The 12026-nt window shown below is 64.6% G+C and carries 11 protein-coding genes; 5 read left to right on the forward strand and 6 right to left on the reverse strand.

Annotated elements, in window-relative coordinates:
• Nucleotides 1-40: 40 nt before the first annotated feature.
• Nucleotides 41-1246: an acyl-CoA dehydrogenase gene (locus B4F07_RS09990; RefSeq protein WP_293701191.1), complete on the forward strand. Its 1206-nt coding sequence runs from the start codon at nucleotides 41-43 to the stop codon at nucleotides 1244-1246.
• Between the two features lies 1 nt (nucleotide 1247).
• On the forward strand, nucleotides 1248-2369 hold the full coding sequence (locus B4F07_RS09995; RefSeq protein ID WP_293701791.1) for a CaiB/BaiF CoA transferase family protein: 1122 nt from the start codon (nucleotides 1248-1250) through the stop codon (nucleotides 2367-2369).
• A 221-nt stretch (nucleotides 2370-2590) separates the two neighbouring features.
• On the opposite strand, the gene B4F07_RS10000 is transcribed toward B4F07_RS09995, so the two are convergent.
• Nucleotides 2591-4954: a TonB-dependent receptor gene (locus B4F07_RS10000; protein WP_414711710.1), complete on the reverse strand. Its 2364-nt coding sequence runs from the start codon at nucleotides 4952-4954 to the stop codon at nucleotides 2591-2593.
• Nucleotides 4955-5159: 205 nt separating this feature from the next.
• On the opposite strand from B4F07_RS10000, the gene B4F07_RS10005 reads away from it, so the two are divergent.
• Nucleotides 5160-5795, forward strand: coding sequence for a TetR/AcrR family transcriptional regulator (locus tag B4F07_RS10005; RefSeq protein ID WP_293701190.1), 636 nt, complete (start codon nucleotides 5160-5162; stop codon nucleotides 5793-5795).
• A gap of 144 nt (nucleotides 5796-5939) precedes the next feature.
• Here B4F07_RS10005 and metW read toward each other — a convergent pair whose 3' ends face one another.
• A complete protein-coding gene (gene metW / locus B4F07_RS10010) occupies nucleotides 5940-6533 on the reverse strand; it encodes a methionine biosynthesis protein MetW (RefSeq protein ID WP_293701189.1) in 594 nt (197 codons plus the stop codon).
• The gene (metX, locus tag B4F07_RS10015; protein WP_293701188.1) at nucleotides 6533-7654 is read right to left on the reverse strand and encodes a homoserine O-acetyltransferase MetX; all 1122 of its coding nucleotides are present in this window, start codon (nucleotides 7652-7654) and stop codon (nucleotides 6533-6535) included. The genes metW and metX overlap by 1 nt, the downstream gene beginning before the upstream one ends.
• A gap of 91 nt (nucleotides 7655-7745) precedes the next feature.
• Here metX and hisC point away from each other — a divergent pair, with 91 nt between their 5' ends.
• Nucleotides 7746-8861 carry a histidinol-phosphate transaminase gene (gene hisC, locus B4F07_RS10020; RefSeq protein ID WP_293701187.1) on the forward strand — a complete coding sequence of 372 codons (1116 nt, stop codon included), beginning with the start codon at nucleotides 7746-7748 and terminating at the stop codon, nucleotides 8859-8861.
• On the forward strand, nucleotides 8861-9772 hold the full coding sequence (locus B4F07_RS10025; RefSeq protein ID WP_293701186.1) for a prephenate/arogenate dehydrogenase family protein: 912 nt from the start codon (nucleotides 8861-8863) through the stop codon (nucleotides 9770-9772). Before hisC ends, B4F07_RS10025 begins: the two co-directional genes overlap by 1 nt.
• 87 nt (nucleotides 9773-9859) lie before the next feature.
• Here B4F07_RS10025 and B4F07_RS10030 read toward each other — a convergent pair whose 3' ends face one another.
• The 3 genes from B4F07_RS10030 to B4F07_RS10040 are packed head-to-tail and all read right to left on the reverse strand — an operon-like array spanning nucleotide 9860 to nucleotide 12023.
• On the reverse strand, nucleotides 9860-10579 hold the full coding sequence (locus B4F07_RS10030) for a lysophospholipid acyltransferase family protein (protein WP_293701185.1): 720 nt from the start codon (nucleotides 10577-10579) through the stop codon (nucleotides 9860-9862).
• Between the two features lie 11 nt (nucleotides 10580-10590).
• Nucleotides 10591-11121, reverse strand: a complete 531-nt coding sequence (locus B4F07_RS10035; RefSeq protein WP_293701184.1) for a YdcF family protein — start codon at nucleotides 11119-11121, stop codon at nucleotides 10591-10593.
• Nucleotides 11118-12023 carry a cell division protein FtsX gene (locus B4F07_RS10040; RefSeq protein WP_293701183.1) on the reverse strand — a complete coding sequence of 302 codons (906 nt, stop codon included), beginning with the start codon at nucleotides 12021-12023 and terminating at the stop codon, nucleotides 11118-11120. Before B4F07_RS10040 ends, B4F07_RS10035 begins: the two co-directional genes overlap by 4 nt.
• Nucleotides 12024-12026: the final 3 nt, after the last annotated feature.

The following is a 12026-nucleotide window of genomic DNA, read 5'->3' on the forward strand; positions in this document are numbered from 1 at the left end:
CCCGAAAGGGCTGCTCGCCATATAGAGAAAGCCCGTTTCCATGGCCCTCGCCGATCCGCAGCGCATCGAAGCGCTCGACCCGCTCGATCCCCTTCAGCTTGACGCCGAACTCAGCGAAGAGGAGCGGATGGTGCGCGACACGGCGCGTTCCTATGCGACCGATGCGTTGCTGCCGCGCGTCACCTCGGCGTTTCTCGACGAGCGATTCGATCGCGAGATCATGTCGGAAATGGGCGCGCTCGGCCTGCTCGGCGCGACGATCGACCCCGAATATGGCGGCGCCGGGCTGAACTATGTCAGCTATGGGCTGATCGCGCGCGAGGTCGAGCGGATCGATTCGGGCTATCGTTCGGCCTGCTCGGTGCAGAGCAGCCTCGTGATCCACCCGATCAACGCCTATGGCAGCGAGGAGCAGAAGCGCAAATATCTGCCCGGGCTGACCTCGGGCGAACTGGTCGGCTGTTTCGGGCTGACCGAGCCCGACGCGGGCAGCGACCCCGGTGGGATGCGGACGCGCGCCGAAAAGATCGAAGGCGGTTACCGCCTCAAGGGCGCCAAGATGTGGATTACCAATTCCCCAATCGCCGATGTGTTTGTCGTGTGGGCGAAGTCGGAGGCGCATGACGGCGCGATCCGCGGTTTCGTGCTCGAAAAGGGCATGAAAGGCCTGTCGGCGCCGAAGATCGAGGGCAAGGTGAGCCTGCGCGCCTCGGTCACCGGCGAGATCGTGATGGATTCGGTCGAAGTCGACGAGGATGCACTGCTCCCGCATGTTTCTGGGCTGAAAGGCCCGTTCGGCTGCCTCAACCGCGCCCGCTATGGCATCGGCTGGGGCGCGATGGGCGCGGCGGAATTCTGCTATGAAGCGGCGCGCAATTATACCGGCGAGCGCAAACAGTTCGGGCGCCCGCTGGCGGCGAATCAGATCGTCCAGCTCAAGCTCGCCAATATGCTGACCGAAATCGCGCTGGGGTTGCAGACGGCGCTGCGCGTCGGGCGGTTGATCGACGAGGGGCGGCTGATCCCCGATGCGATCAGCCTGCTCAAGCGCAACAATTGCGGCAAGGCGCTCGATATCGCCCGCGTCGCGCGCGACATGCATGGCGGCAACGGCATTTCGGCCGATTATCATGTCATCCGCCATGCGGTGAACCTGGAAACGGTGAACACCTATGAAGGCACGCACGACGTTCACGCGCTGATCCTGGGCCGCGCGATCACCGGCATTTCGGCTTTTGGCGGATAGCATTGCGAAGCCTCTGGCAGGCATCCGCGTCGTCGAACTGGCGCGGGTGCTCGCGGGGCCATGGTGCGGGCAATTGCTCGCCGATCTCGGCGCCGAGGTGGTCAAGGTCGAGCGGCCGGGGGTCGGCGATGATACGCGCAGCTGGGGGCCGCCATTTATCCGAGGCGAAAACGGCGAGAATCTCGGTGCGACCTATTATCACAGCACCAATCGCGGCAAGGCTGGGGTCGCGATCGATATTGCGACGGCGGAGGGACAGGCGGCAGTCCGCGATCTGATTGCTGGCGCAGATGCAGTGATCGAAAATTACAAGGTCGGCGGGCTGGCCAAATATGGTCTCGACCCCGCGACACTGATGACCGATTTTCCGCGGCTGATCGTCTGTTCGATTACCGGTTTTGGCCAGACCGGCCCCTATGCCCACCGTGCGGGCTATGATTTCATCATCCAGGCGATGGGCGGCGCGATGTCGCTGACGGGCGAACCCGACGGCGCGCCGCAAAAGGCGGGGATCGCCTATGCCGATATTTTCACCGGGATGTATTCGGCCGTCGCAATCCTTGCGGCGTTGCGAAGGCGTGACGTCACCGGAAAAGGCGCGCATATCGACATGGCACTGCTCGATTGTCAGGTCGGGGTGCTTGCCAATCAGGCGGCCAATTATCTCGCGAGCGGCGTCCCGCCCCGCCGGATGGGCAATGGCCACGCCAATGTCGTCCCCTATCAGGCGTTCGCGACCGCCGACGGGCAGCTGGTGATCGCGGTGGGCAACGACGGGCAGTTTCGTAAATTATGTATGATTGTGGGCGAACCCGGCTGGGCCGATGATGCGCGCTTTGTGAACAATGCGGCGCGGCTCGCCAATCGCACGACGCTAATTCCGCTGCTCGCGGCGAAGATCGCGGGCTGGGACGCGCAGCCGCTGGCGTTGGCGCTGGAGGCGGAAGGTGTCCCTGCGGGGCCGATCAACGATATTGCGGGGGTGTTTGCCGACCCGCAGGTGATCGCGCGCGGGATGCGGTTCCGGCCCGAGGGCGCCGCGGTCGACGGGCTAGCGAGCCCGATTGTGATCGACGGCGAACGAATGGTCGCGTTGACCGGAGCACCGGTGCTGGGCGGCTGATTACAGGCGGGCGTGAACAACCGCCCTTTGCATCCCATTCGTGTCGAGCGAAGTCGAGACACGCGAAAGGGGGAGACAAACTCAGCGTGTCTCGACTTCGCTCGACACGAACGGGGTGGGGGATTGGTCTGGGACCATCCCGCCCCACTATCGCAGACGCCCACGAAAAAGGGGCGCCGTTGCCGACGCCCCTTTCCCCCTTTTTGCAGATATTCAGTGGCTCAGAATTTCACTGTACCGGTGACGAAAACCTGGCGCGGATTGCCGTAGAAAGCGGTCAGCGTGCCTTCGGTGCCGAGCGCGGAGGTCGGCAGGCCGTTCGCCCCGATCACCGGCACGCCAGTGGTCGCGTTGACGTTGATGAAGGTGTAACCCGAGGTCTTATATTCCTTGTCGGTCAGATTCTTGCCGAACAGCCCGATGCTCCAGCGATCGTCGGGCGCGGTATAGACGATGCTGGCGTCGAGCAGCGCAAAGCCCTTTTGGTCGATATAGGGGTTGGGGATTTCGAACTGATAGGTCTTGCTGCGGTACGACAGCGTCGTTCCGAAGCTGAGGTCGCCGTCGCCGATCGGGGTCGCGTAAGCGAGCGTGCCGCTGGCGGTCCATTTCGGCGTATTCTGCACTTCGCGGAAATCGGCGACATTCGTTGGTACGGGTCGCCCGGTGGCCGGGTCGATGATGTTCGACACATATTCCTTATAGTCGGCGTCGATATAACCGAGCGCGGTCGACAGCGTCAGCCGGTCCCCGGCCGTCGCCAGATCTTCGCCGAGGCGCACGCGGCCTTCGAATTCGACGCCCTTGAAGGTTGCTTTGCCAGCGTTCGAAACGACGCCGCAGAAGCTCGGCAGTCCCTGCACAGTGCAGGCGACCGAACCCGGGATTTGGACGTCGGTGTAATCGGCATAAAAGGCGGCAAGCGCGACATTGACCGCACCGTCCATCAAGCTGCCCTTGTAGCCGACTTCATAGCTTTCGACCTGCTCGGGACGGAAGCTGAGGAAAGCGGCAATTTCGTCTTCGGTCGGGGCGCCGGGAATGGCGCCCGGCGCGTTGACACCGACGCCGCGCGGATCGAAGCCGCCGCCTTTGAAGCCCTGCGAATAGCTGGCGTAGAGCGTATGGTCAGGCGTTGGCTTGAACGACAGCGAGGCGCGCGGGGTGAATTTGTTGAAGCTGCGCTTGCCGTCGAAATTGGTGCCCGGAGCGCCGAAAGGAACCCCCGCGCCGCCGAACACCGGCGAACCGCCGCCGAGATAATTCTGGCGCAGGATCGATGCTTCGCGCGTGTCCCAGGTGTAGCGGCCGCCGACCGACAGGCTGAGCTGCTCGGTGAAGTCGAAGGTCGCATCGCCGAACACCGCAAAGGTCGTGGTGTCGACATCGGCCTCGGTGAAGGCGGTCAGCCCGGCGAGGGTGTTGAAGATGCGGACGTCGAACAGCGTGTCGGCGGTCGCGTCGAGATAATAGAAGCCGAGCAGACCTTTGAGGCGGTCGCCTTCATAGAGCAGCTGGAATTCCTGGCTGATCTGTTCGTTGAAGTAGAAGCCGGGGACGTCGACATCTACCGCGGGCAGCGCGTCGAAATCGATCGGCGTTGCCGAGCTGTCCTTGCGCCAGGCGCTGATCGAGCGGAGCGTCAGCGTGTCGGTCAGTTCGGCGGTGACGTTCATCGCCAGACCGTAGGATTCGATTTCCTGTTTCGGATCGACGAGGCCGCCGCGGCTGTCGAACACATTGTCGAGCACTGGCGCGTTGGTGCGCAGCGACGGGATCAGGCGGTGGCCGCCGCGCGGCGCGCTCTTGTCCTTGGTATAGTCGCCCGAAATACGGATCAGCACCGGCTCGCCATAGCCGCCAAGTTCGACGGTGCCGCGGCCGGCCCAGACGTCCTTGTTGTAATTTTCCAGCCCGGTGGTGAGGTTGTCGCCAAAGCCGCCGCGCGACAGCCGCGCAATCGAACCGCCGACGCGGACGATGTCGCCGATCGGCGCGCTGGCGGTGACGACGAGGTCGGCCTGATCATAGGTGCCGAGCGTGCCCTTGATCTTGAGCGAGAACTCCTCGGGAAGCTGCTTGGTCACATATTTGACTGCGCCGCCGATGGTGTTGCGGCCATAAAGCGTGCCCTGCGGCCCGCGCAGGATTTCGATGCGTTCGACGTCATAGATGTCGAGCACGGCGGCTTGCGGGCGGTTGAGATAGACGTCGTCGAGATAGAGGCCGACCCCCTGTTCGAAACCCGACACCGGATCCTGCTGGCCGACGCCGCGGATGAAGGCGCTGAGCGTCGAGTTGGTGCCGCGCGACACTTCGAGCGTGGTGTTCGGGGTCGTCTGACCGATGTCGGTGATGTCGATCGCGCCCGCCTTGGCGAGCGCTTCGCCCGAGTAAGCGGTAATCGCGACAGGCACGTCGATCAGGCGTTCGTCGCGGCGGCGCGCGGTGACGATGATCTCGTCATCGCTCGCATTGGCGTTGGCGCCATCGTCTTGCGCAAAGGCGGCGGGGGCAAAGGCGAGCATGGACAACGCGCTCGAAGCGAGAATGGCGCGGCGCAGCGGACGAGCGAAAGGACGCATGTTGGACTCTCCCATGTAAGGAGCGGCCGCTTGCCGCCCTTTTCGTTTTTCTTGGGCTCGGTGCTTGCCAAGCCGCGACGCACCCAATAATGAAACATGAACCAAGTTTCAACTTGGAATATGACTTCGACGTTTTTTGCTTGCCCGTGGTGCGAAAAAGCCACGATGAAGCGGAGGGCGGGCGGAGGGGAGACGGAAGACGGTGATGGATCAGACGCAAGACGGAGCTCACGTCGCCGCGGGCGAAGCGCGCGACAAGACGCCGCGTACCGAACGCGGGCGCCGCACCTTGCGCAAGCTGCTCGACGCGGCGGCGGTCGAATTTGGCGAGCGCGGCTTTCACGAAGCGTCGATCAGCGGCATCACGCGCCGCGCCGGGACCGCGCTCGGGAGTTTTTACACGTATTTCGATTCGAAGGATGAAATCTTCCAGGCGCTCGTCCGCTATATGAGCGAGCAATTGCGCGACCATGTCACGCCGCTGGTTCAGGCAGCGCCCGACGAAATTAGCGCCGAACGCATCGGGCTTGAATCCTTCCTCGGCTTTGTGCGCGCGCATAAGGAAATCTACCGGATCATCGATGAGGCCGAGTTCGTCGACTATGCGAGCTATCGCCGCCATTACGAAACAACCGTGGCGCGCGTTCGCCAACGGCTGGAGGCGGGGGCGGCACGCGGCGAGATTCGCGTCGATGTCGGCGAGATTCATGCCTGGGCGATTGGCGGCATGAACGTTTTTCTGGGTATGCGTTATGGCCTGTGGGACGAAGATGCCGATATTTCGGAAATCGCGCGGATCGCGAATGATTTTGTCGCGAACGGGTTGGTAAAGCGGGATTGAGCCAATCAATCCTCCCTGTCGCGTAGCGATGGGGAGGGGGACCGCTCGCGAAGCGAGTGGTGGAGGGGCCGAGGGTAGCGCCAAAGCCCCTCCGTCGGCGCTTCGCGCTGCCACCTCCCCATCGCTGCGCGACGGGGAGGATTTTTATGCCCGCCCAATTAAAAAAATCGCGTGTTCGGCGCGCCAGCTCGCGGCGGCTGCGCTCGTCGGCTTGTCGCCTGATAGATACCAGGCGCGCTCGACCTTGATGCCCTTGTCGCGGACCAGATCGCGAAAATCGCTGACCGTCACATGGTGGATGTTCGGCGTTTCGTACCAGGCAACGGGTAGCAGCCGCGTCACCGGCATGCGCCCGCCCCACAGCAGCGCGAGCCGGATCCGCCAATGCGCGAAATTGGGGAAGCTGACGAAAGCGCGCGGTGCGATACGCAGCAGTTCGTCGACAACGCGGTCGGGGCGCCGTGTCGTCTGAAGCGTCTGTGACAGGATGGCATAATCGAAGGCGTCGCCGGGATAATCGGCAAGGTCTCGGTTCGCGTCGCCCTGCACGACCGACAGCCCCTGCGCCATTGCCGCCTCAATCGCTGCGGCATCGATTTCGAGCCCTCGCGCATCAATATATTTATGCGCACGCAACTCGGCCATCAACGCGCCGTCTCCGCAACCGATGTCGAGCACGCGCGTACGGCCGGGAATCGCGTCGGCGATGATTTCCAGATCGGGGCGCAACGTCGTCATTACCATCCCGTCCCCAAGGCACCCGCCATGATTCGGTCGAGCGCAGGAACGTCGAGCAGGAAACTATCGTGGCCGAAAGGCGCAGACAGTTCGACGAAGCTCGCCGCGGCCCCGACCGCATGGAGCGCTTGGACTATGCGGCGCGATTCGGCGGTCGGATAGAGCCAGTCGGTGTCGAAGCTGACCAGCGTGAAGCGCACGTCCTTTGCCGCCCCGAACGCACCCGACAGGCGACCGTCGTGCGGATCGGCCAAGTCGAAATAGTCCATCGCGCGCGTGATATAGAGATAGGCGTTGGCGTCGAAGCGGTCGGTGAAAGCGAGCCCCTGATGCCGCAGATAGGATTCGACCTGGAAATCGGCATCGAAGCCAAAGCTTTTGATGTCGCGCGCCTGCAGGCGGCGACCGAATTTCTCGGTCAGCCCCGCTTCGGAAAGATAGGTGATGTGCGCCGCCATGCGCGCGACCGCGAGACCTTTGGTGGGCGCGCGGGCGCTGGCATAATATTGGCCGTCCTGCCAGTCGGGGTCGGCCATGATCGCCTGCCGCCCGACCTCGTGAAACGCAATATTCTGCGCCGAATGACGCGCTGCGCTGGCGATGACGACCGCCGAGGCGAGCCGATCGGGATAGGCCGCGGCCCAAGCGAGCGCCTGCATCCCGCCCATCGAGCCGCCGACGACGGCATGAAGTCGCGCGATGCCAAGGTGATCGAGCAGCATCGCCTGCGCACGCACCATGTCGGCGATGGTAATCACCGGAAACGCCATGCCGAGCGGCGCGCCAGTCGCGGCGTCGGGGGTTGCGGGACCGCTCGACCCCATGCAGCTGCCCAGCACATTGGCGCAGATGACGTGGAACCGGTCGGTGTCGATCGGCTTGCCGGGGCCGACCATACGCGCCCACCAGCCGGGTTTGCCCGTCGCGGGATGGTCGCTAGCGACATATTGGTCGCCGGTCAGGGCGTGGCAGATCAGCACCGCGTTCGACTTGGCGGCGTTGAGCGCACCATAGCTTTGATAGGCGATCGTCACCGACGGCAGGCTCTGCCCGCTGTCGAGCGGCAGCGACGCTGGGATCGTCACGCTGTGATGCTGGATCTGGTGGAGCAAGCTGGCCATGGTTTGCGCGGGGCTAAGCGGGCGCGCGAGGCCTGTCAACGTGCTGGACTAGACGCTGGACTTGGGGCGCATAGCCGTTAAACGGCGCGGCATGACCGACGCAACCCAAACACTCAGCCCGAAGCCGTGGATCAGCGGCATCGCTCCCTATGTCCCCGGCAAATCGGCGGGGGCTGATGGTCGCCCGTTGATCAAACTCAGTGCCAATGAAAATCCGCTGGGGACCGGCGAGAAAGCCCGCGCGGCATTTGCTGCGGCGCAGGCAGCGCCCGACGCTTTGTCGCGCTATCCCGATCCCGGTTCGGCCGAACTGCGCGCGGCGATCGCGGCGAAATTCGGGCTCGATCCGGCGCGGATCATCTGCGGCAACGGGTCGGACGAGCTGCTGCATCTGGCGGCGGGTACCTATGCCGGCGTCGGCGACGAGATCTTGTACGTGCGCTATGGTTTTGCAGTGTACGAGATCGCGGCGCGGCGGGTCGGCGCGGTGCCGGTCGAGGCCGATGACCGCAACTATGCGACCGATGTCGATGCGTTGCTCGCCGCGGTGACCGAGCGGACGCGCGTTGTCTATCTGGCCAATCCGAACAACCCCACCGGCACGCTGGCGTCGAAGGATGAGGTCGCGCGGCTCTATGCCGGACTGCCCAAGGACGTGCTGTTCGTGATCGATCAGGCTTATTCCGAATATCTGTCGGAGGCCGAGGACGACGGCGGGCTTGAGCTTGCCAAGACACAGCCCAATGTGTTCGTCACCCGTACCTTTTCGAAGATCCACGGCCTCGCCGCCGAGCGCATCGGCTGGGGCTATGCCGCTGCCGAGGTGATTTCGGCGCTGCACCGCATCCGCTTGCCGTTCAATGTCACCCGCGCCGGGCAGGCGGCGGCGATCGCGGCGATCGGCGACGAGGAATTCGTCACCGCCAGCCGCAATCATAACACCAAATGGCGCGCCTGGCTGGCGCAGGAAATCGGGAGCCTGGGCAATCACGGGCTGCGCGTCGTGCCGTCGGCGTGCAATTTCCTGCTCGTGCTGTTCGAGGGCGATGTGAGCGCCGAGACCGTGTACAACCGGCTGATGGACGCGGGCTATATCGTCCGCTGGCTGCCCGGACAGGGTTTGCCGCACGCGCTGCGCATGACGATCGGCACCGAGGACGAGACGCGCGGGCTGGCGGCGGCGATCCGCGCGGCGCTGAACGGCTGATGGTGACACGGCGCGTCGAACGTCTGGCGATCATCGGGCTTGGCCTGATCGGATCGTCGATCGCGCGCGCGGTGAAGGAACGGCTGCCCGATGTGATGGTCATTGGCCATGACGCCAGTGCCGAGGTGCGCGATGTCGCCCGCTCGCTGGGTCTCTGCGACACGGTGATTGACGAGGCCGTCGGCGCGGTCGCTGGTGCTGATCTGGTCATCCTGGCGGTACCGGTCGGCGGCATGGCCGCCGCGGCGTCAGCGATGGCGCCGGGACTGGGCAAGGACACAATCATCTCCGACGTCGGATCGTCGAAGGCGAGCGTCGCCGAGGCCCTGGCAAAGGCGCTGCCCGGCCATATCGTCATCCCCGCGCATCCGGTCGCGGGCACCGAGAACAGCGGCCCTGCCGCGGGCTTCGCCAGCCTGTTCGACGGGCGCTGGTGCATCATTACCCCTGATGCTGCGGCGCCCGCCAATGCGGTTGCGGCGCTGACCGTGTTCTGGGAAGCGCTGGGCGCCAGGGTCGACGTCATGGACGCCGCGCATCACGATATGGTGTTGGCCGTCACCAGCCATCTGCCGCATCTGATCGCCTATACGATCGTCGGCACCGCCAGCGAGCTGGAGGAGGTCACCGAGAGCGAAGTGATCAAATATTCGGCGGGCGGTTTCCGCGATTTCACCCGTATTGCCGCCAGCGACCCGGTGATGTGGCGCGATGTGTTCCTGGCCAACAAGGACGCGGTGCTGGCGACCTTGCAGCGCTTCAACGAAGATCTGACCGTCTTGCAGCAGGCGATCCGTCGCGGCGATGCCGACAAGCTGGAAGACTGGTTCACCCGCACCCGTGCGATCCGCCGGTCGATCATTGCCGAGGGGCAGGATGATCCGGCGCCCGATTTCGGGCGGAAGCATTAGCTAAACAACGTCGCCCCCGCGAAAGCGGGGGCCGCCATCGACCTTGCGTTACTTCTCCAGCGGCCCCCGCCTTCGCGGGGGCGACGATCAGGCTTTCAACAACGCCTCAGGCGGGTTCAGTGCATTGATCGCCACGCGCACGCGCTCCTCGGCCTCTTCGCGCGGCAGCCCCGCGGGGATGGTCTCGCCGATCTTGTAGGTGATCGTGCCCGGCCATTTGACCCAGCGGCGCGGGGGAAAAGCGAGGCCGCTGTTGACCGCGACAGGGATCACATCGACCCCAAGCAGCCGGTACATGCCCGCAAAGCCGGGGCGCAGCGGGGGCGCCTCTCCATGCGGCACCCGCGTCCCTTCGGCAAATAGCACCAGCGGGCGGCCTGCGGCGAGCGCCGCCTTCGCGGCACCGAGCATTGCGCGCATGGCCTTGCCGCCGCCGTCGCGATCAACCGGGATCAGGCCGTAAAAACGCGCTGCCTGACCCCAGACCGGGATCGAAAACAGCTCCTCTTTGGCGAACACCGCAGGATGCTTGAACAGCATCGGCTGTTCGATCGTCTCGAATGCCGATTCATGCTTGAAGACATACAGCACCGGGACGTCGGGCATATCGCCGTCGATGACAATCGTCTGGCCGAGCAGGAAACGGCAGAAGATGCGGTGCGCCTTTGCCCAGATGCGCACGAAAAAAATCGTCCCGCGATGCGAGATCGGCAGCGCGATTACCCCCCCGATCGACGAGATGCTGCTTATCACGAAAAAGGCGATCCAGAACAGGATCGAGCGGAACAGGGCGATGGTGTAGCGCATCGGCGTAGCGCTTACAGGCCCAGCAGGCCGCCCGCCAGCCCCGCGAGATATTTGTGATATTCGCGAAACAGCGTGGCGAAATTGGGCTCGCTGCGCACCGCGTCGGGCAGGATCGTCACCTTGTCGCCGATCGCGCGGCCGATTTCATATTCGGCGCGGCGCATGTGCCAGTCGGTGGTGACCAGTCGCACCGTTTTATAGTTGCGCCGCGCAACCCAGGTCGCGACTTCGGTCGCGTTCGAGCGCGTATCCTCGGCCTCGAACCCCAGCGCGATGCAGCAATCGAACAGCGAGGCGGGGCGTTTATATTCGGCAGCGAGTTCCCGCGGTTTCACCTCGCGCGCGACGCCGCTGATCAGCAGCCGCTTGGCATCGCCCGCTTCCAGCCGTTCGAGCGCCCGGTCGATGCGTCCCGGTCCGCCGGTCAGCACGACGATGGCGTCGGTTTTCTGCGCCGGGGCGGGCAGCGGTGGCAGCAGGGCAAACCATGCAAAGCCAAGCACCCAAGCCAGGAAGAGAAGGGATATCAGGCGCTTGATCATAAAATCTTCTTGAGCGCGGCGAGCAACGTCTGGCGCGCCGTCAGGGCTGCGAGGGCGATAGCCAATAGCGGCAGCGCCAGCAGGAGCGCCCAGCCGGCTGGCCCCAGCGATGCGGTTGCGGCAAGGCCCGAGGTGATTCCCGTCCATTGCCACCCGATCAGCAACAGGATCGCCGCGGCGACGACGCTGCCGAGCGCGATGCCATAGGCGGTGTCGATCGCGATGCGGCGCTGAAACAGCCGGGTGATCTGCCGATCGGTGGCGCCGATCAAATGGAGGATCTCGATCGTCGGGAAATGAGTGGCAAGCGCGGCGCGCGCGGTCATGATGACCACTGCGGCGCTCGCGAGCGTCATCAACAGCACCAGCCCCCCGGCGATCCACGCCAGCGAGCGGATCAACTGCGCGACCGGTCCCAACCATTCGGCGTGCGGGATGATCCGCGCCCCCGGGGCTTCCGCCGCGACCAGCGCGCGCAGCTGTGCCATATGGCTGCTGCGATCCTCGCCAACGAAATCGATGTCGATCAGTGCGGGCAGGGGCAGCGATTGCAGCACCGGATCATTGTCTTCGGCGCTGCCGAACCACTGGCCGAGCGTTTCCTGCAATTCTTCCTGCCCGACTGAGCGCGCCGACCGGACAAAGGGCTGCGCGGCGGCAGCGCGGCGGAGCGCCGCGGCCTGCTCGGCGCGCGTCACCGGATTGGCGGTGACGATCTGGACCGTCACCCGCCCCGCAATCGCGCTACCGATCGCATTGGCCGAGCGTGCCAGCCCGACCCCGGCGGCGGCGGCAAGCAGCGTCAGCATCATCAGGATGGCAATCACCCACGGCGTCGGCCCCGACAGACGACGATCGGGCAGCAGACGGCGGTGCTGGACGGGGACGCGTGGGATGATCATGCC

It is taken from the genome of Sphingopyxis sp. UBA6723, from assembly GCF_002454115.1.
Lineage (GTDB): Bacteria > Pseudomonadota > Alphaproteobacteria > Sphingomonadales > Sphingomonadaceae > Sphingopyxis.